18 protein-coding genes and 1 tRNA gene are annotated in these 19,748 nt (G+C 70.1%); 8 read left to right on the top strand and 11 right to left on the bottom strand.

Annotated elements, in window-relative coordinates:
• Positions 1-316 precede the first annotated feature (316 nt).
• Together ABS52_09480 and ABS52_09475 are read left to right on the top strand one after the other, a co-directional pair.
• On the top strand, positions 317-1,207 hold the full coding sequence (locus tag ABS52_09480) for a hypothetical protein (GenBank protein ID ODT03426.1): 891 nt from the start codon (positions 317-319) through the stop codon (positions 1,205-1,207).
• The gene (locus ABS52_09475) at positions 1,201-2,274 is read left to right on the top strand and encodes a hypothetical protein (GenBank protein ODT03425.1); all 1,074 of its coding nucleotides are present in this window, start codon (positions 1,201-1,203) and stop codon (positions 2,272-2,274) included. The genes ABS52_09480 and ABS52_09475 overlap by 7 nt, the downstream gene beginning before the upstream one ends.
• On the opposite strand, the gene ABS52_09470 is transcribed toward ABS52_09475, so the two are convergent.
• Positions 2,271-3,371 (bottom strand): redox-regulated ATPase YchF, encoded by a 1,101-nt coding sequence (locus ABS52_09470; protein ID ODT03424.1) that lies wholly within the window; start codon positions 3,369-3,371, stop codon positions 2,271-2,273. The two genes, ABS52_09475 and ABS52_09470, sit on opposite strands and share 4 nt — an antisense overlap.
• Before the next feature lie 129 nt (positions 3,372-3,500).
• On the opposite strand from ABS52_09470, the gene ABS52_09465 reads away from it, so the two are divergent.
• Positions 3,501-3,938: a hypothetical protein gene (locus tag ABS52_09465; GenBank protein ID ODT03423.1), complete on the top strand. Its 438-nt coding sequence runs from the start codon at positions 3,501-3,503 to the stop codon at positions 3,936-3,938.
• A 34-nt stretch (positions 3,939-3,972) separates the two neighbouring features.
• Here ABS52_09465 and ABS52_09460 read toward each other — a convergent pair whose 3' ends face one another.
• From ABS52_09460 to ABS52_09420, 9 genes are all read right to left on the bottom strand, one after another.
• The gene (locus ABS52_09460) at positions 3,973-6,024 is read right to left on the bottom strand and encodes a sodium-translocating pyrophosphatase (protein ID ODT03422.1); all 2,052 of its coding nucleotides are present in this window, start codon (positions 6,022-6,024) and stop codon (positions 3,973-3,975) included.
• A gap of 19 nt (positions 6,025-6,043) precedes the next feature.
• Positions 6,044-6,628, bottom strand: a complete 585-nt coding sequence (locus ABS52_09455) for an aminoacyl-tRNA hydrolase (protein ODT03421.1) — start codon at positions 6,626-6,628, stop codon at positions 6,044-6,046.
• A gap of 20 nt (positions 6,629-6,648) precedes the next feature.
• Complete coding sequence (locus ABS52_09450; protein ID ODT03420.1) at positions 6,649-7,299, bottom strand: hypothetical protein; 651 nt, start codon at positions 7,297-7,299, stop codon at positions 6,649-6,651.
• A 43-nt stretch (positions 7,300-7,342) separates the two neighbouring features.
• Complete coding sequence (locus ABS52_09445) at positions 7,343-8,296, bottom strand: ribose-phosphate pyrophosphokinase (GenBank protein ODT03419.1); 954 nt, start codon at positions 8,294-8,296, stop codon at positions 7,343-7,345.
• A gap of 148 nt (positions 8,297-8,444) precedes the next feature.
• Positions 8,445-8,515, bottom strand: a tRNA-Gln gene (locus tag ABS52_09440).
• A gap of 54 nt (positions 8,516-8,569) precedes the next feature.
• Entirely contained in the window at positions 8,570-9,508 is a 939-nt protein-coding gene (locus ABS52_09435; GenBank protein ID ODT03418.1) for a hypothetical protein, read from the bottom strand.
• Positions 9,509-9,515: 7 nt separating this feature from the next.
• The gene (locus ABS52_09430; GenBank protein ID ODT03417.1) at positions 9,516-10,541 is read right to left on the bottom strand and encodes a hypothetical protein; all 1,026 of its coding nucleotides are present in this window, start codon (positions 10,539-10,541) and stop codon (positions 9,516-9,518) included.
• 6 nt (positions 10,542-10,547) lie between these two features.
• A complete protein-coding gene (locus ABS52_09425; protein ID ODT03416.1) occupies positions 10,548-12,215 on the bottom strand; it encodes a hypothetical protein in 1,668 nt (555 codons plus the stop codon).
• Positions 12,216-12,270: 55 nt separating this feature from the next.
• On the bottom strand, positions 12,271-13,017 hold the full coding sequence (locus ABS52_09420; protein ODT03482.1) for a pyridoxine 5'-phosphate synthase: 747 nt from the start codon (positions 13,015-13,017) through the stop codon (positions 12,271-12,273).
• 104 nt (positions 13,018-13,121) lie between these two features.
• Between ABS52_09420 and ABS52_09415 the strand changes: the two genes are divergently transcribed.
• Positions 13,122-13,559: a hypothetical protein gene (locus ABS52_09415; GenBank protein ODT03415.1), complete on the top strand. Its 438-nt coding sequence runs from the start codon at positions 13,122-13,124 to the stop codon at positions 13,557-13,559.
• 40 nt (positions 13,560-13,599) lie between these two features.
• Here the strand turns inward: ABS52_09415 and ABS52_09410 are convergent, their stop codons facing one another.
• The gene (locus ABS52_09410; GenBank protein ID ODT03414.1) at positions 13,600-14,025 is read right to left on the bottom strand and encodes a methylmalonyl-CoA epimerase; all 426 of its coding nucleotides are present in this window, start codon (positions 14,023-14,025) and stop codon (positions 13,600-13,602) included.
• Positions 14,026-14,115: 90 nt separating this feature from the next.
• On the opposite strand from ABS52_09410, the gene ABS52_09405 reads away from it, so the two are divergent.
• The 4 genes from ABS52_09405 (at position 14,116) to ABS52_09390 (ending at position 19,727) form a co-directional block, all read left to right on the top strand.
• Positions 14,116-14,445, top strand: a complete 330-nt coding sequence (locus ABS52_09405; protein ID ODT03413.1) for a thioredoxin — start codon at positions 14,116-14,118, stop codon at positions 14,443-14,445.
• A gap of 121 nt (positions 14,446-14,566) precedes the next feature.
• Positions 14,567-15,490 (top strand): 16S rRNA (cytidine(1402)-2'-O)-methyltransferase, encoded by a 924-nt coding sequence (locus tag ABS52_09400; GenBank protein ID ODT03481.1) that lies wholly within the window; start codon positions 14,567-14,569, stop codon positions 15,488-15,490.
• The gene (locus tag ABS52_09395) at positions 15,487-16,164 is read left to right on the top strand and encodes a hypothetical protein (protein ID ODT03412.1); all 678 of its coding nucleotides are present in this window, start codon (positions 15,487-15,489) and stop codon (positions 16,162-16,164) included. Before ABS52_09400 ends, ABS52_09395 begins: the two co-directional genes overlap by 4 nt.
• A complete protein-coding gene (locus ABS52_09390; GenBank protein ID ODT03411.1) occupies positions 16,161-19,727 on the top strand; it encodes a hypothetical protein in 3,567 nt (1,188 codons plus the stop codon). The genes ABS52_09395 and ABS52_09390 overlap by 4 nt, the downstream gene beginning before the upstream one ends.
• Positions 19,728-19,748: the final 21 nt, after the last annotated feature.

Below are 19,748 nucleotides of genomic sequence, written 5' to 3'. Positions count from 1 at the left end.
TCGGGGGAGCGGGCTCGTGGAGCAGCGACGGGATCTCCCCACGCGAGGGGAGAGGGGCGACACGCGCGGCGAGGGTGACGTGGGCGCCGGAACGACGGCGTCGCCACGCCCCGCTCGCCGTCGATGGAGGTTGGGCGGCGCCCTGCGGGATCGCAGCGGAGGACTGGGGAGCGGTACCCCGTTGATCGACAGCGCTGGGGAGGGGAGGATGGGGGAAGAGATCGCAGGAGAGCCGGGAACGTCGACGAGGGGTGAGGGCGCTTCCACGACCGAAGCATTTTCCCCCCGACACGCGACCGACCGTTTGACCCTGGCATTGGTCGTCGGGGCAGTGCCGGCGCTCATCCTGGCGGGGGTCCCGGAGTGGCTCGAACGTCACCACCCGCTCGATGCGGTCTCCCGCCCAACCGCCTCGCCACTCTCCCTCGCCTTCGCGTGGGTGGCGCTCGCACTGGTCGCCGTCGGGGCGGTCTGGACCTTCCTCCTTCCCGGAGTGCTCCTGCTGGGGAGCTGGAAGCGTGTGTCGTCGCTCGCCGTGGTGATGCTGCTCGCGCTGTGCGTCGGGATTCCCGTGTGGGGCGTCGTCACGCATCTGGTCCGGGGCGCCGGACTTGCCCCGGGAGGAGTCGGCTTCCGGGGCGTCGTCATCCTGGTCTGGGGGGCGGCCTACGGAATTGGGCGCGCCCGCGCGCGACGCACGGGCCCGGCCGCGGAGTGGATGTGGGGACGAGGGAGCCGGTGGCAGCTGGTCGTGACGTCCGCGGGGGTGTTCGCACTGGCACTCCTGTTCGGCCCTCGTCTCGCATGGCAGGATCCGTCGCCCGATGGGGAACACATGTTCGAGACGGCGCGGAATCTGGTCGTCAACGGTACCCCCTTCTGGGGGCGCCAGTGGGTCGACGCCATGTCGTCCTGGCCTGGGCTCAACACCTTCGCCTTCCTGTATCCGGCGGCGTGGCACATGTACCTGCTCGGGGCAGTGGACTCGGCCGTGCGCATCCCCTTCCTGCTCTACCTCGCACTCGTGCCGTTCGCCCTGGTTGCCCTCGCCGCGGTGCGCAGACCGGCAACGCCCGATCGGGGCATCTTCCTCCCGGCCTGGCTATCGCCGTCGTCTACGCGGTTACCGTGGCGTACAGCGCAACCTACGATGCCTACACGGCAGACATCGCGCTGCCTTCGTCGCAGGACACCCTCTTCGTGGTAACCATCCTCGCCTTCCTCGTCGGGTTCCTGGAGTCGAAGGTGGAACTCCTCGTGCCAGCCCTCCTCCTTTCGCTCTTCGGGCTGCCGAGTGGGATCCAGCTGGCCCTGATGTGGCTGGCGATCGCGGCGGTTGCGTTGCGCCCGCTCCACCGCAGGGTGCTGGTCGCGACCATGGCCACCCTTGCGACCTTCCTCCTCGCGCAGCGATTGGTCCCGTCGCTGCTCGCAGCCGTCGGGCTCCCCTCCCCGGGACGGGAGCACTCGCTCGCCTCGCTGGTGCGGTACTACGGCGCCCTCCAGATCACCGACGTGCGCCGCCTCCTCTACGTGATCGTTCCGGGAGGGATCCTCCCCGCAGTCGCCGTCTGGTGGTGGAGCGGGAGGGATCGGGTCGCCGCGGCGCTGACGGCGCTCACGGCGGTCTATTTCGTCGCCTTCTACGTCCAGGCCGCCACCCAGCTGCACTACTACATACCCGCCATGCTCCTTCCTGTCGCCGTCCACCTGCGGGGCGTCGAGCGTTTCGGGGGGAAGGGATGGCGGATGGCGACGGCGCTCGCGGCCGTGGTGGCACTCGCGCTCTCATGGCCGCCACACCTGCAACCGGTGACGCTCCTCCGCGGGATCTCGAACCGTGTGGTCATCCGCGAGCCGGGTTACGAGCAAGCGTCGCAAGGGTACTTCCGCAGCGTGCGCGTCTTGTCGGCGCTGTTTCGGTCGTCGAGGGGAGAGCTGTCACAGTTCGACGGCTCCATGCTCGCCTTGCAGCGTCACGCCAGGCGGCAGGAGACCATCGATAGCACCACACGATATCTGGTGCAGCGACTGGCGTCGCCGGTGCCGCCGGGGTTCGCCGTCAGCGCCGTTCGCGAGCCATTCGCCCTGCTCGTGCGGGCAGGCGTCGGGACGGAGCTGCTCTCGCCCCGGTTTCCTCCTGGTGTAGCCGCCATCTACCTGGTCCCTCACGACATACGGCTGCCCGGGAGCGCCAAGGACGCCCCGCGAGTCTGGTACATCCGCCCCCGGATCGAGCAGTGGCTGAACGTGCGACCGACGCCGGGGGGCTAGACGTTGAATCGGAAGAGCATCACGTCGCCGTCCTTCACGACGTACTCCTTCCCTTCGCTGCGCACGGCTCCCTTCTCTCGCGCCTCCTTCCACCCTCCCAGCCGTACGAACTCCTCGTACGAGACCGTCTCGGCGCGAATGAACCCGCGCTCGAAGTCCGAGTGGATCACCCCCGCGGCCCTGGGGGCCGTGTCGCCATCATGGATCGTCCAGGCGCGGACCTCCTGCTCGCCTGCGGTGAAGTAGGTCTGCAGTCCCAGCAGGTGATAGCCAGCGCGGATGAGGCGGTCCAGCCCCGCCGATTCCAGGCCGAGCGAGGCGAGGAACTCCTTGCGCTCCTCGGGCGGGAGCTCCGCCAGCTCCGCCTCGATCTTGGCGGAGAAGGGGACCACCTGCGCCTGTTCGGCACTGGCCGCGATCGCCTGGCGCAGCGCCGTGACATGCTTCCCCTCGTCTCCGTGCAACTCCTCCTCGGTGACGTTGGCGGCGTAGAGCACCGGCTTGGCGGTCAGGAGGTTGAGGGGGGCGAGCACCGCCTTCTGTTCGGGGGAGAGCGTCCCTTCCCACAGGGCCTTCCCCTCCTTGAGGAGCTCGTAGGCCGCCTCGAGAACGGGGAGCTCGGCTTGCGCCTCCTTCTCCCCGGTGCGGGCGGCCCGCTGCACCTTGTCCAGCCGCTTCTCGACCACGCCGAGGTCCGATAGCGCCAGCTCGAACTCGATCACTTCGCGATCGCGCACCGGATCGACGCTGCCCATGACATGGGTGACGTCGGGGTCGTCGAAACAACGCACCACGTGGACGATGGCGTCGGTCTCGCGAATGTTGGTGAGGAACTTGTTCCCCAGCCCCTCGCCCTGCGACGCCCCCTTCACGAGACCGGCGATGTCGACGAACTGTACCACGGCCGGCAGGGTGCGCTTGGGGCGCACGACCGACGCCAGCCCGGCGAGGCGATCGTCGGGGACCTCCACCATGCCGACGTTCGGCTCGACGGTGCAGAACGGGTAGTTCGACGCCTGCGCCGCAGCCGAGGTGAGGGCGTTGAAGAGGGTGGACTTGCCGACGTTGGGGAGGCCGACGATGCCGAGGCGTAACATGGGGTGGAGACGGGAGTCGAGAGAGGGGAGACGGGAGTGTGCGAGGTGCAACCGCGTGCCGCAACGAAACGTACCGGGGAGCGATATCGGGATGACCGATGGGACACGGCGTCGATCACCTTTGGTGCCATGCATCCCTTCCGAAGGCTCTCGGTCTGGCGCAAGGCGCACGATTTGGCGCTGGCGACCTACCAGCTGACAGACGGCGTTTCACCTGCCCGGTTTCCGGGCCTCGCGAGCCAGCTGCGGCGAGCGGTCACTTCCATTCCGGCGAACGTCGCCGAGGGAGCGGGTCGCGACACGGCGGAGCAATTCTGCCGGTTTCTCGAAATTGCCATCGGCTCTGCACGTGAGGTCGATTACCTCCTCCTGCTTGCTGCCGACCTTGGCGCGATCGCCCGGAGCGACCACGCCAAGCTCGAGGCTCGCACCGACGAGGTGTGCCGAATGCTAGTCGCCCTGCGGGCCACCATCCGGCGGCGCACCGTGCAGCGCAAGGTGGCGCAGGCGGAGCTCCGAGGACGGAAGATGAGGGCAAGGAGTGTCAGCGCGACGAAGTCGCGCTGACACGTCCCGTCTCCCCACTCCCGTCACCCGTCTCCTACGCGATAAACCACGGTGCCAATACCAGCGACACCACGCTCATCAACTTGATGAGGATGTTCATGGCCGGGCCGCTCGTGTCCTTGAACGGGTCGCCGACCGTGTCACCCACCACGGCGGCCTTGTGCTCGTCCGACCCCTTGCCGCCGTGGCCGCCCTGCTCGATGTACTTCTTGGCGTTGTCCCACGCGCCGCCGGCGTTGGCCATGAAGAGGGCCATCATCACCCCGGTCACCGTGGCACCGCCCAGCAGGCCGCCGAGGGCGTGGATGCCGAGGAACTTGCCGACGACCACCGGGACGAGGACCGACACGACGCCCGGCACGACCATCTCGCGCAGGGCCGCTCGCGTGGAGATGTCCACGCAGCGCGCCGAGTCCGGGTGCCCGGTGCCGTCCAGGAGCCCGGGAATCTCGCGGAACTGGCGGCGTACCTCCTGCACCATTCCCTGGGCCGCGCGGCCGACGGCGGTCATGGTCTGCGCCCCGACGAAGAACGGCATCACGCCGCCGAGGAACAGCCCGATGACGACCATCGGGTCGATGAGGTTCAACCCGGTGGCCCCCAGGCCGACGGCCGAGGCATAGGCGCTGAAGAGCGCGAGCGCGGTCAGCGCGGCGCTCCCGATCGCGAAGCCCTTGCCGATGGCCGCGGTCGTGTTGCCTAACGCGTCGAGCCCGTCGGTGATCTTCCGGACGTCGGCGCCCAGCCCGCACATCTCCGTGATCCCGCCGGCGTTGTCGGCAATCGGGCCGTAGGCGTCGACGGACATGATGACGCCGACCGTCGCGAGCATGCCGACCGCGGCGATGGCGACGCCGTAGAGCCCCGCCGCTTCATACGACAGGTACGTCGCACCGCAGATGAGGAGCACCGGAGCGATGGCGCTCTCCATCCCGATGGCCAACCCGGCGATGATGTTGGTCGCGGGGCCGGTGTGACTCGCCTGGGCGATGCGATTGATCGGGGCGCCCGCCGTGTAATACTCGGTCACCGCGCCGATGAGCGTCCCCGACACCGTTCCGGCCAGCACCGCCCAGAACGGCCCCATGGCCGGGAAGAGGCTCCCGTCGGGCCGGGTCATCGTCAGCGGCATGGACTGCGTCAGGAAGAACGCGAGCACGAGGAAGAGCCCCGCGGCGATGAACGTCGCCGTGCGGAGCGCATTGGCCGGGTTCCCCTTGGCGAGCGCGCGCATCGAGAAGATGGCGACCAGGGAGGCCAGCAGGCCCGCGGTGATGTAGCCGATCGGCAGGAGGATCGCCGTGGACACCGACTCGGCCGCGAGTGCGGTCGACGTCGACGCGATGGCGATGGTTGCGATCACCGAGCCCACGTAGCTCTCGAAGATGTCGGCGCCGAGGCCCGCCACGTCGCCGACGTTGTCGCCGACGTTGTCGGCGATGGTCGCGGGATTGCGCGGGTCGTCCTCGGGGATCCCGGCTTCGACCTTCCCCACCAGGTCGGCGCCGACGTCGGCGGCCTTGGTGTAGATCCCGCCGCCGACGCGCGCGAAGAGGGCGATGGAGCTGGCCCCCATGGCGAAGCCGGAGATGATCTCGGCGAATTCACGGGCGCTCCCGCCCGGCGCCAGGTAGCTGTGCAGCCAGAGCGTCACGGCGCCAAGGCCGGCCAGTCCCAGGCCAGCCACCGCGAGCCCCATCACGGAGCCACCGCCGAAGGCGACGCGCAGCGCCTGGGCCTGCCCGCTGGCCCGCGCCGCCTCGCTGGTGCGCACGTTGGCGCGCGTGGCGGCATGCATCCCGAAGAAGCCGGCGAGGATGGAGCAGATCCCCCCCGCGACGTAGGCGGCGCCCGCCCGCCACGTCAGCGCGACGGCCAGCAGGGCGCCGACCACGATCAGGAACGGGATGACCACGTAGTACATGCGCCGCAGGAAGGCCATCGCCCCCGTGTGGATGTCGTCGGACAGTTGCTGCATCCGCGCGGACCCCGGCGCGTGGCTCATCACGCCGCGATGCTTCGCGTAGGCGGCGGCGAGGCCCACGAGGCCGATGGCGAGGGCGATGGTGACGAAGTTGACGGTCATGGGGAAGAAGTAGTGTCGGCTAAGGGTCAGCTTTCCGATTGTGCAGGTTCATGGCGTTCTGGATCCCGTCGCGGGCCCAGCACTCCACGGCGTCGGTGATCCGGGGGAGGAGCGCCATGACGACGGCGCGCTCCTCCTGGCCGAACCTGTCCAGCACGAAATCTGCCAGGTCGCCGACCTGGCGGTGTTCATCGACCGGGGCGATGCCGATGCGCAGGCGGGCATAGTCCCGCGTGCCTAACGTCGCCTCGATCGACTTGAGGCCGTTGTGCCCGCCCGCGCTCCCGGAGGCGCGCAGGCGGAACGTCCCCAGGGGGATCGCCACCTCGTCCACGAGCACGAGGAGGTCCTGCAGCCCCGACCAGCCGAGCCGTCGCGTGTACGGCCGGAGGGCGGCGCCGGAGAGGTTCATGTAGGTCTGTGGCTTGACGAGGCGCACGCGCATGTCGCCGAGCCGCCCGTCGGCCACGACGGATTCTCCGTCGCTGCGCCAGCGGTCGAAATGCCAAACGTCGGCGAGGTGGTCGAGCGCCCACCAGCCGACGTTGTGACGCGTCCCCTCGTACTTCCGCCCCGGGTTCCCGAGGCCGACGATGACCTTCACAGCCTGGAGCGGCCGGCCGACTACTTCTTGGCCTCGCCCTCTTCCTCGGCCTTCGCCTTCCGGATGACTTCGGGCTCAGCCGACGTCCCCTCGGCCGCCGCCGTCTCCTCGCCCGCCCGCGAGGCGCTGACGGTCAGGACCGTGTCGCGCGACTCCGAGAGGACCTCGACCCCCGCCGGGACGTTCAGCTCGCCGACGTGGACCGAGCCACCGACGTTGATGTTCGTCACATCGACCTCGATGCGGTTCGGGATGTTCGCCGGGTCGACGCGGCAGGGGAGGTCGGACATCACCTGCGTGAGGATCCCGCCGTTCAAGCGCACGCCGACCGACGTGCCCGTGAGGACGATCGGGACGTTGACGATGACCAGTTCGCCCGCGACGAGTTCCTGGAAGTCGACGTGGATGATGGCCCGCTTGACCGGATGGCGCTGGATGTCGCGGATGAGCGTGCGCGAGGTCGTGCCGTCGATGGCCAGCTCGATCACCGTCGTCTCGGCCGAGACGTGCTCGAGGAGGCGGCTGAGCTCACGCGCGTCCACCGAGAGGGACTGCGGTGCGCGCGCATGGCCGTAGATGACGGCGGGGACGCGGCCGTCACGGCGCAACGAGCGGGCGACACCCTTGCCAACACCAGAGCGCGCCGAGGCGGAGAGAGATGCGGTAGCCATAAGACCAGACGGGAGACGGGAGACGGGGGACGGGAGTGCAATTTCAGTCGAACAGGGAGCTCACCGACTGCTCGCTGTGGGTGAAGCGGATCGCCTTGGCCAGCAGGTCGCCGACCGAGAGCACGGTGAGCCGGTCGAACATCTTGGCCGGATCGAGCGCGATCGAGTCGGTGACCACCACTTCGGCGATCGGTGCGTTCTTCAGGCGCTCCACGGCGGGGCCGGAGAGGAGCGCATGCGTGGCGCACACATATATGTCCTTGGCGCCGAGCGCCTTGAGGGCGCGCGTCGCCTCGGAAACCGTACCGGCGGTGTCGATCATGTCGTCGGGGATGATGCAATCCTTCCCCTCGACATCGCCGACCACGTTCACGACTTCGGAGACGTTGGCCGACGGACGCCGCTTGTCGATGATCGCGAGGGTGGCGTTGAGCCGCTTGCCGAATCCTCGCGCCATCTTCGCGGAGCCCACATCGGGCGCCACGATCACCAGGTCCTTCAGCTGCTTCTTCTTGAAGTGATTCACCAGGACCGGGGCCGCATACAGGTGATCGACGGGCTTGTCGAAGAACCCTTGCAGCTGGTGCTGGTGAAAGTCCAGCCCGAGTACCCGGTCGGCCCCCGCCTTCTCGATCATGTTCGCCATGAGCTTGGCGCCGATCGCGACGCGAGGCTGGTCCTTTCGGTCCTGCCGCGAGTACCCGTAGTACGGCATCACGCACGTGATGCGCGCCGCCGACGCCCGCCGGGCGGCATCGATCAGGAGCAAGAGCTCCATGATGTTGTTCGCCGGCGGGTTGGTCGGCTGGACGATGAAGACATCCGCACCGCGGATGTTCTCATCGATTCGCACGAAGATCTCGCCGTCCGCGAACTTCGTGGCCGTCACCTTTGCGAGGTCGACCCCGAGGCTGCGCGCGATCTCCTCCGCGAGCCCTCTGTTGGCGTTTCCCGAGATCAGCTTGAAACCGCGGAGCACGCCGGGCAGATGGTCCATTGCCGTAGAGCCTTTAAGCCTAGTGGGGACTGAAAGTTGTGTCAACGAACAGCGGACGGGAGACGGGAGTGGGGAGACGGGAGTGCAGCGCGGCAACGCCGCGCCGCGAGCCCCACCGTGTCACCGCCTCGGCCCGTCGGGGTCCCGATTGGCCCTGGTGGATTCGAACCACCATTCTCAGATCCAAAGTCTGATGTCCTGCCATTGGACGAAGGGCCAGCGAGGCACCTCGCGGCGAGGCCAACGGACGGCATCGCCGGGAAGCCCCTGAAGCTAGTCGTCCAACCGCACGGGCTCAACGTGCGATGCCGTCGAGCTTTCCACCACGTCGACGGGCGCCTCCGACGCCACCGAGGGGTCGATCCCGATCGCGACGTGCAGGGCGGGGGACGGCGCCCCGCCGGGGAGCGGGGCGGGGAGCGCGAATACCGTCGCTCCCGATCCGCTCATGAGCACGACGTCGAACGCCTCGCGAAGCTCGGGATGCCGCAGCCCGCTCACGACCCCCTGGATGACCTCGTGCCGCGGAAGCACGAGCCGCTCGAACTCGTTGTACGCCATCACTTCCACCTCACGCCACGATGCAAACCCGCCGGCGCGGTACGCCACCGCGAGGGGCGCGCTGGCGGGAGACTCGCCGAGCCAGCGGTAGGCGTCGGCCGTCGCGATCCCGAACGGGAAGACGAACAGGAGGCACGGGCGCGCCGGGAGGGCGGGGAGGGTGAGAAGCCGGTCGCCACGTCCCCACCCCAACGCGAGCGGTGATGCATCCTGGGTGAGGAATGGGACGTCGGCTCCGAGCCCTCCCGCGATCCGCAGGAGGGTGTGGGGCGGGAACGGCGCGGGCGCGAGTGCGTTCAGGGCGCGAAGGACGGCACCGGCGTCCGCGCTGCCACCGCCGAGCCCACCGCCGACCGGGATGCGCTTCTCGATCTCGATGGCGAACCCCCGTGGCCACCCCATGGCCTCCGCGAAGGCCGTCGCCGCTCGCCAGGCGAGATTTCGCTCGACCGGTCCCAGCCCGCGCGGCGGGAGCGCCGCGCCAGCGCAGTCGAGCGAGCGCGCGCCATCGGTGGCCCGCACCCGCACCTCATCCCCCAGCGCCAGGCGGCAGTAGAGCGTCTCGAGCTGGTGATAGCCGCTCGCCTCGCGCGCGAGGACGCGAAGAAAGAGGTTGACCTTGGCCTGGGCGACGACGCGCGCGCTCGCCATGCGGGCTTCAGGCGGGAGCGCCGGCCCGACGCTCGGGTGACTCGCCCAACTCGCGGAACTTGAGCCCCAGCCGTCCGAAGTAGTACAGGCCGATGAGGGTGATGGGGAGGAACGAGAGGAGGTGGAAGCCCAGTGCCCAGCTCACCGCCAGCTCGCTCGGCACCTGGTACAGGGTGAGTCCGGCCAGCGCGGCGGCCTCGAAGACGCCGAAGAATCCCGGCGACGACGGGAGGGCGACACCGATCGCGATGACCCCCATCAGGAAGAGCGCTGCGGGGAAGGGGGCGTCGATCCCGACCGCAAGGAACCCCAGGTAGAACGCGAGGCCGTTGCAGAGCCACATCGCGAGCGCCCAGCCGAAGACCCGGGCGAACCGGCTCGGAGAGCGCAGCGCCCCGAGCCCGGAAATGAACGACTCCAGCAAGCGACGTCCGCGCTCGACGTAGCGCGGAGCGAGGCGTCCGATGACCCCGTCCCAGATGCGCACGACGAGGGTCGGGTACAGCGCCATCGCCACCAGCGCGGCGAGCGCGCCGACCGCGATGACGGCCGCGACGATCGCGACGTGGCCGACCGGCTGGCCGCTGATCGTCGTCCCCTCCGGAAAGGCCGACAGGAACATGGCCGCGACGAGGAGGACGACGACGGTCACGGCGTCGAAGATCCGGTCGACGGCGAGCGAGGCGAACGCCGCCGCGAAGCTCACGCGCTGGTCCTCGCGCGTCAGGGCATACGCACGCGCCAGCTCACCTGCCCGGGCCGGGACGACGTTGTTGACCATCATCCCGATGGCCGTGGAGCGCCAGAGTGCCCCAAGGCTCAGGTCGTGGGCGAGCGGCTCGAGGATCACCCGCCAGCGCAGGGCGCGCAGCGGAAAGATGATCGTCGCCACGGCCGTGGAGAGGAGGAACATCGGGAGGCTCGACCGGCGCAGGACCTCCCACACCTGCGCGAACGAGACCTCGCGCATGGTCCACACCAGCAATGCCGCGCTCAGCACGAGGCCGAGCGCACCGCGCCAACCGATCTTCATCCGGGGTTACTCCGCCTGGGCGAGGTCGAGGAGATCGAAGATCTCCTGCAGGGTCGCGTCGTCGGTGACCCCGCGGGCCCGCATGGCATCGCGCACTTCGATCGCGCGCCGGACGGCATCCTGCCCGCGGTACAGCAACGACTCGATGGGGACGATTTCGTCCTCATCAAGACGAGCGGGCGTGCTCAAGGGTTCGTGATCGAGCGATTCGAAGCCGGCGATCCCTTCCTGCAGGAAGTCCTGCAGCTCGCGCCCCGTGGGTGTGGGCGGGGGGCGTCGGCTCAGCGCGGCGTGCGGCCCGGAAACCGGTGCGCCGAAGGGCGTGGGGGCAACGGCGGCGGCGGGGGGTGCAGGGGCCACATCGGCCGTGGGGAGAGCAGGTGCAACCGCCGGCGCAGGGGATGCGCTGGCGGTGACGGGCGCCGGCGGCGGCGACGCGGGGCTCACGGAAGGGGAGACGACCGGGGGCGAGACGGGGGTGTGCCGCCGGACGCGCTCCAACACGGCCAGCCGCTGTTCGATCTCTCCCAGGCTTTCGCCCGGTGAGAGCAGGAGCAGCGTTCCGGCGTCGAGCGCGTCCAGCAGTGCGGGGTCGAGGAGCGCACGCTCGGCGGCGGCCTCACCGAAGAAGCTCGCCACCTGGTGCGCATCGAACGAGGCGGCGACGCCCTGGAGGTCGAGGAGCGCCCCCGTCAAGGCGCGCCCCGCGCGCTCGCGCCCGGCCAGGTCGTGCACCTGGCGGGCGTCGTTGACGAGGCGCCGGATGTGCTCCGCCCGCGTGGTGATCTCGTCGCGGAAGCGTTGCATCCGCGTGGCCGACGCCGCCTGCGCGCGGCGCACGATGTGCGGGCCGGCGTCGGCGTAAAAGAGCTCGTCGATGCTGACCACGGGCTCGGCGGGGGGAAGCAAGGCATCGAGCGCGGCGAAGGCCCGGGCGAACCGCGCCACCTCGGGCGCCTCCGCCGGCGCTCCGCCGGCGTCGCGAAGCTGTGCCGAGACGTGTCGCAGCACCTCCACGGCGGCGCGGAAGAGCTCCACCTCGCGGTCCGCGAGCGGGGCGTCGGGGACGAGGGTCCGCACCGCGCGGTCCAGCGCCTCGGCGACGTCGGCGAGCGGGGGATACTCTCCGATGCCGGCGATCCCGCGCATCGTGCGAGCCCGCGTCAGCGCCTCGTCGAGCGCGCGGCGCTGCCGTGGATCGTCGAGGAAGGCGTCGAGCTCGGCGGCGATGGCCGATGCCTGGAGGGCGATGAAGACCGGCGCGGTGGCGCTGGCCGCCGGGGTCGCGGGGCGCGGCTGTTCGCTCGGCAGGAAGAGTTGCAGCGAGGCGAGTCGCGCCGCCGCCCGTGCCCCCTCTCGCTCGCCCCATGTCCGCACGCCGCGCACCAGGAACCGGAGGTCGTCGACCGAGTCGCGCAGCGTCTGGTACAGGTCCATGGTCCAGCGCAACTCGCCGTCGCGCACGGCGTGCGCGAGCTGCTCCATCGTCGTGGCGATCGCGGCGACGGGTTCGACCTTGGCCATGGAAGACGCGCCACGCAACGCGCGCGCCGTCGCAATGAAGGCGTTCCCGTCGGGCGGTCCCCCCGTGTTGGCGACGACTTGATCGAGCGCGTCGAGGTACTCGGTCGCTTCGACGAGGTAGAACTCCAGGAGTTCCGGCGATCCGTTCATTCGCGAGTGAGGTGGTGGGCGCGGCCAGAAGTTAGGGAGTGAGTAGCGCGGAGGGCTAGGTGTGCGACGACGAACGTGCCCGATCCATCGCCGCGCGCATCTCGATCACCGCCTCGGCAATCCCCACGAAGATGGCCCGGCTCACGATGGAGTGCCCGATATTGAGCTCCTCGATCTCGGGGATGGCCGCCACCGGCGTGACATTGCGCACGGTGAGCCCGTGCCCCGCGTGGACGTGCAGTCCGAGGGCGTGCGCCAGCGTGGCGGCAGCGGTGAGGGCGGCGACCTGCGCCGGGTCGCCGGGATGGTGGGCGTAGCTCCCGGTGTGCAGCTCGATGGCGTCGGCGCCGAGCTCTCGCGAGCGCTCGACCATCGCCGGCGAGGGGTCGATGAACAGCGAGGTGCGGATCCCGCTCCCGTGCATGCGCGCGATGGCGCGCTCGAGGGTGTGCGGATCGTGCGACACGTCGAGCCCTCCCTCGGTGGTGATCTCCTCGCGCCGTTCCGGGACGAAGGTGACCTGGAAGGGGCGGATACGCGCCGCGATCGCGAGCATCTCCTCGGTACAGGCCATTTCGAGGTTGAGCACGGTCCCGATCGAGGCGGCCAGGCGGGCCACGTCGTGGTCCTGGATGTGGCGCCGGTCCTCGCGGAGGTGGGCGGTGATGCCGTCGGCGCCGGCGCCCTCGCAGGCCAAGGCCGCTGCGACGGGGTCGGGTTCGTCGGTGCGGCGCGCCTGACGAATGGTCGCCACGTGGTCGATGTTGATGTAGAGCCGCTGGTAGGGCGTGGGGTGGGTCATCATCGGGGAACGCCTCCTGCCGCCGCGGGTACGCCCCGGGCGACACCGTTGCTCGGCGCGGAGCGCCGGGTTACGTTCGCTCGCAATCTCGCAGGGAGAGTCGCGTGAAGAAGTGGATCGTCGTGCTGCCCCTCGTGGCGCTCGTGGTGGCGGCGTGTGGAAGGCAGCCCGCTCCGGGTGTCGCACTGACCGGGGCAGCCGCCCCGAGGCTCGCGGTGGAGCAGTTCCTCGCCGCCGTGAAAGCGCAGGACCTGCAGGCGATGTCGGTCGTGTGGGGGACCGACAAGGGCCCCGCGCGCGACCAGCTCGAGCGCTCGGAGCTGGAGAAGCGCGAGATCATCATGCAGGGGTGCTACGACCACGACGGGTACCGCATCCTCGAGGAGGGGCCCGCGCCCAGTGGCGAGCGCTTCGTGAAGGTGGAGATCACGCGGGCGCGAAAGTCGGCGACCCCCACCTTTTCCCTCGTCAAGGGGCCGTCCGACCGATGGTATGTGCGCGACGCGGGGATCACCGCCATGAAGGATTTCTGCAAGCGCTGAGCGCGGTACCGAGAGCGGAACTCATCGTCCGCTCGCTGGATTAGTACTCGGACAACTCGATCAGGACACCCGCCGTGGCCGAGGGGTGCAGGAAGGCGATACGCTTGCCCTCGGCGCCGATGCGTGGTGTCTCGTCGATGAGGCGAATTCCCGCCGTCCGGCAACGGGCGAGGGCTTCGTCCAGGTCGTCCACGTTGAAACAGATGTGGTGGATGCCAGGACCGCGCTTGGCGACGTACTTGCCGATGGGCGAGTCGGGCGTCTCGGCCTCGAGGAGTTCGACGAGGGATTCTCCGGCAACGAGTCCGGCGATGCGGGCTCCGTCGGCGTCGTCGAGCGGCGTCTCGGGCATCCCGAGGACGTCGCGGTAGAAGGGGAGGATCTCGTCGAGGGAGCGGACGGCGACGCCGATGTGGGCGATGCGCGTGCCGCGCCGGTTCGAATCAGGTGAAGTCTGCTGTGACATGGTGGAGACGGCGCTCCGGATCAGGATGGTGCGCGCGCAAGTTAATCTGACAGTCGGCAGGGAGTATCCCTGGCCGCGGAGGCGAACAGGATGTCGAAGACGACGGCGGTGACGGACGCGGACTTCGCGACCGAGATCGAGCAGGCCAGCGGGCTTGCGGTGGTTGATTTCTGGGCCGAGTGGTGCGGACCGTGCCGCATGGTGGGCCCCATCGTGGACCAGCTGGCGGGCGAGTACGCCGGCAAGGCGAAGGTGAGAAAGCTTGACGTCGACACGAACCAGCGGACGGCGATGAAGTACAATGTGCGGTCGATCCCGACGATCCTGTTCTTCAAGGACGGGAAGCTCGTCGACCAGGTCATCGGATACGTGCCGAAGCCGACGCTCGAGGCGAAGTTCAAGCTGTACACGGCCAACTGACGGTTCCAGGCGGTTCCAACCGACGTTGGCGGGGTACAAGAGGCGGCCGGGGGTAGCCCCGGCCGCCTCTTGGCGTTTTCTCGTCTGCTCCCGCCTTGCACGCGACGTCGTCTGGCGTCGTCTGGCGTCGTCTGGCGTCGTCTGGCGTCGTCGGGGCGCGGGTCGCGGGGGGTGTCGCCGCGCACGTATTCTTCTGCTCGTGAGCAACGAACCAGTCGTCGGAACCCTGTTCGTGGTCAGTACTCCCATCGGGAACCTGGGAGACATGACGATTCGCGCCGTCGAGACGCTGGCGCGGGTGAAGGTCATCCTGTGTGAGGACACGCGCCATTCGCGCGCGCTGCTCGACCACTACCAGGTCACCACTCCCGTGGCCGCCCTGCACGAGCATAACGAGGCGCGTGAGACGCCGCGCATCCTCGCGCGGCTGGCCGAGGGGGAGGAGGTGGCGCTCATCTCCGATGCCGGAACGCCGCTGCTGTCGGATCCCGGGGAGCGCCTGGTGCGGAGCGCCCTCGAGGCGGGGGCGCGCGTGGTCCCGCTTCCCGGGGCGTCGGCGCTGCTCGCGGCCCTGGTGGGCGGGGGGCTGCCGACCGGGGCGTTCACCTTCGTGGGCTTCCTCCCGCGCAAGGGCAAGGAGCGCGCGGCCCAGCTGGCGCTGCTCAGCACCCTGCCGCACACCGGCGTACTGTACGAGGCCCCCAACCGGGTCGGCGACACCCTCGCCGACCTGGCCGCGGTGATGGGGGATGACGCGACGGTGCGGCGTGCGGTGGTGGCACGCGAACTCACCAAGCGGTTCGAGGAGTTCCGGCGCGGGACGGTGGCGGAGCTGGCCGACGCCTTTCGCGACGTCTCTCCTCGTGGCGAGGTGGTCATCCTCCTCGAGGGGTGCCCGGAGCGGGAGCTGGACGAGGCGGCGTTGCGCGAGTCGGCGCATGCGTTGCGACGGGAGGGGGCGACCACGCGCGAGATCGTGCGGTCGCTGGTGGACCGACACGGAGCCCCACGCAATCTGGCCTATCGCCTAGCACAGGACGCATGATCCGTCTTCGCCGAGTTGTCGCGCCGTTGCTCCTCTTGTCCCTGGCGGGTTTCGCGCCGTCGTCGGGGACGAAGCTGGGGATTGCCCGGCTGCAATACGATGGCGGCGGCGACTGGTACGCCAACCCGTCGAGCCTTCCCAACCTCCTCAAGGCCATCAACGAGCGCACGACGCTGCGGGTCGAGCCGGTCGAGGGGCGGGTGACGCTCACGGATGAGCGCCTGTACGACTTCGCCTTCCTGCACCTCACGGGGCATGGCGAGATCAAGTTCACCGACACCGAAGTCTCCCGGTTGCGGGAGTGGATCCTGCGGGGCGGCTTCCTGCATGCGGACGACAACTACGGGCTCGACGAGAGCTTTCGCCGGGAAATCGCGCGCGTCTTTCCCGATCGCCCGCTGGTGGACGTGCCACTGTCGCACCCGATCTACCATGTGGTGTACGACTTTCCCAAGGGGCTGCCCAAGATCCACGAGCACGACGGCAAGCCGGCTCGAGGGTACGGGATCTTCATCGGGGACCGCCTGGCGGTCTACTACACCAACGAGAGCGACATCGGGAACGGGTGGGAAGACGTGGGGACCTACAACGATCCACCTGACCTGCACGAGGCGGCGCTGCGCATGGGCGTGAACCTCTTCGTGTATGCCGTGACGAGCCGACCGGTTTCATGACGTTATTCGACCTGGTGGAGCGCGAGCGCCGCGGCGTCGCGCGGCAGCTGACGGCTGGGGGGGCGGCGCTGGTCCTGACCGGCGTCGTCCTCGTCCTGCTGGTGACGACGGTGGCGTTAGGCGGGAGCCGGTGGCTGGTGCTCCCGCGGCTGACCCCGTTCGTCGCGTGGGCCCTGGCGATCGCGGCGGCGGTGGCGGGGGGGCGCTGGCTGCGGCGCCGGCTGTCCGAGGAGACCTCGGTGGTCCGGATCGCGCGCGCGGTGGAGGAGGAGCGGCGGCTGCGTGCGGGGTCGGTGCGCGGGGCGCTCGAGGTGGCCGACGCGGGGGCGCTCGGGCGCCTGAACGCCGAGCAGGTGGCGGGGCGGCTGGCCGGGTTGGCCGACCCGTCGCTGGCGCCGGGGCTGCGCCGGAGTGTCGCGCGCCGGGCGGCCATCGGCGGCGGCGCCGCGATTGCCGGCATCCTGGGGTTGGTGACGGCGGCCTCGGCCGCGCCCGACGGATGGCGCGCCCTGGTGCACCCGGTGCTGGCCTGGAAGGGGACGCTGCTCGGCGGGGTGACGCTGAGCGAGGCCCCGCGCGCGGTGCTGCGCGGGGAGAAGGTGCAGCTGACGGTGCATGCCCCGGGGCGCCGGATGGTCACCGTTGCCCAGCGGGTCACGGGGAGCTCGTGGCGGACGAGCGCGCTCCCGCTGCGCGGCGACTCGGCGGTCGTGACGCTCGGCCCGCTCGATGCCGACCTGGCGATCTACGCCACCGACGGGCGGAGCACCAGCGACACGATGGCGGTGCGCGTCGTCGACCGGCCGTTCATCGGCGACGTCACGGTGCGGGCGGCCTTCCCGGCCTACCTCGGGCGGCGCGATGAGACGGTGCCCCTGGGCGAGCCGGTCCGCCTTCCGCGCGGGACGGTACTCGAGATCGAGGGACATTCTTCCACCGAGCTGGAGAGCGTGCGCCTGGCGAGCGACGGGGCGAGCATCCCGCTGCAGGTGTCCGCCCGCAGCTTCCGCGGGCGATTCCAGGTGGGGACGGGAGGGACGTTCCACTGGACGGCGAGCGGGCGCAACGGCGCCATCGCCGACCTGCCGCCGGCGTTGCAGCTGGAGGTACAGGCGGATTCGGCGCCGCGCGTGGAGATCCTGGCGCCGGGGCGCGACACACTCGTGCTGGCCCGCGACACGATCGGGGTGTCGGTCCTGGCCACCGATGACCATGGCCTGGCGTCGGCGGCGCTGCGCATCACCATCACCAATGGGCGCGGCGAAGTGCGCTCGTCGGTCGTGCGCCCCCTGCCGGGCGCCCAGGGCGAGCAGTTCCAGGGGCAACTGGCGCTCGCCATGTCCACGCTCACCCCCGGCGATGCCATGCGCCTCGTGGCGCTGGCGACCGACGCCTCGCCGTGGCGCCAGGCGGGAGAGAGTCCCGAGGTCGTGGTGCGACTGCCGAGCCTCAGCGAACAGCGCGATGCCGTGCGGTCGGCCGCCGACTCGGCGGTGGCGCGTGCGGAGGCGACGGCCAACGCGCAGAAGCAGCTGAACCAGCGCACCGCCGATGCCGCGCGCGCGCGCCAGCGCGCCCAGCAGCAGAACGGCAAGGACGCGATGTCGTACGAGGCGTCGCAGCAGGCCAAGCAGTTCGCGAAGGAGCAGCGGCAGCTCGCCGATCGGATGCAGCAGATGCAGGATGCGGCGCGAAAGCTCGAGCAGCAGCTCCGGCAGACCGGGGCGCTGGACAGTGCGCTGCAGGAGCGACTGCGCGAGGCGCAGAAGCTGCTGCGCGACGCGCTGACCCCCGAGCTGCAGGAGAAGCTCCGCAAGCTGGAGCAGGCGTCGCAGGACATGTCGCCGGAGGAGTCGCGTCGCGCGCTGCAGGACCTGGCGGAGCAGCAGCGCAAGCTCCGCGAGCAGCTCGACAAGAGCGTCGAGATGCTCAAGCGGGCGGCGCTCGAGGGACAGATGCAGACGCTGAAGGACGAGGCGAAGGACCTCGCGAAGCGGCAGCGCGACCTCGTCGACTCCATGCGCACGGCCGATCGTCAGGCGGAGCAGCAGGCCGCCGAGCGGATGACGAAGGAGCTGACCGACCGGGCGAAGAACCTGCAGGAGGACGTGAAGCAGCTGCAGGAGCGGCTCAAGCGGGAGAAGGCGGAGGCGGGCGCCGATCGCATGCAGGAGGCCAACGACAAGATCGACGAGTCGCTGGAGAAGCTGCAGCAGGCGATGCGTCGGCAGGGTGACAAGCAGGGCGGGGAGAAGGCCGGCGAGAAGCAGGCCGGCGAGAAGCAGGCGGGCGAGAAGCAGGCGGGCGAGAAGCAGGCGGGCCAGCAGGGGAAGTCCGGCGAGCAGCGTGAGGGGGGGGCCCGTCAGCAGGGGGAGGAGCAGAAGGGGGGCGCCGAGCGAGGGGAGAAGGGTGGGGAGAAGGGTGGGGAGAAGCAGCAGGGGGAGCAGAGCGCCGGCCAGAAGGGGGCGGGCGCCCAGGAGGGGGGCCAGCAAGGGCAGAACCGCGCCGGCCCTGGACAGCAGGGACAGCAGGGGCAGCAGAAGGGCGAGAAGTCGGGCGAGTCCGCGGCCGAGCAGGCGGCGCAGGCCATGGAGCAGGCGGCCGACGAGCTGGGGAAGGCGCGCGACCAGCAGGTGAGCGAGTGGAAGAAGGAGCTCACCGGCGAAATGGACCGGGCGATCCAGGAGATGTTGCAGCTGGCGCGGGAGCAGGACAACCTCGAGCAGCAGGCCCGGAGCGGGACGTCGCCGGCGGAGCTGCGTTCGCAGCAGGGGGCGCTGCAGCAGGGCGTGGAGAAGACGATGCAGCGGCTGCAGCAGGCGGCCACCAAGTCGAACCTGCTCTCCCAGCGCTCGCTGCGGATGATGAACGACGCGCGCCGCAAGGTGGAGGATGCCACGGCGCAGACGCAGCGCTCGCAGACGGGGCAGCAGATGGCGAGCGCGATGCGCGAGGCCGGGGAGTCGCTCAACCAGGCGGGTGCCTCGCTGGTGCGCGACCGCGAGCGGACGCAGAACAGCGAGTCGGCCACGGGCTTCGCCGAGATGCTCGAGCAGTTGCAGCAGATGGCGAAGCAGCAGCAGGCGCTGAACTCGGCGGCGCAGGAGCTGATTCCCCGGCCCGGGCAGAAGATGGATGCGCAGTCGCAGAACAGCGCGCGCGCGCTGGCGCGCCAGCAGCGCGAGGTCGCGGCGCGGCTCGAGGAGCAGGGCGATCGCGACGAGAGCGGGCGGTCCGACGAGATGGCACGTGAGGCGCGGCAGATCGCGCAGCAGCTGGAGTCCGCCAGCCTCGATGCCGCGGTGCTCGAGCGCCAGCAGCGCCTGTTCCGGAAGATGCTCGATGCGGGACGGCTGCTCGAGGAGGACCAGCGCGAGGACACGGGGAAGCGCGAGGCGAAGGCGTGGACCGGGACCGAGACGTTCACGCCGCAGGGAGCCACCGCGAGCGGGAAGGGGGCCACGCGGTTCACGCCCCCCACGTGGAACGAGCTGCGCGGGCTGACACCCGAGGAGCGGCGTCTCGTGCTCGAGTACTTCAAGCGAATCAATGCGAAGCCGTAGGGAGGGACGGGAGACGAGAGG

The organism is Gemmatimonadetes bacterium SCN 70-22 (assembly GCA_001724275.1).
Classification (GTDB): domain Bacteria; phylum Gemmatimonadota; class Gemmatimonadetes; order Gemmatimonadales; family Gemmatimonadaceae; genus SCN-70-22.
Note: the sequence above shows the minus strand (reverse complement) of the source record. Positions and strands in the feature narration are given on the sequence as shown.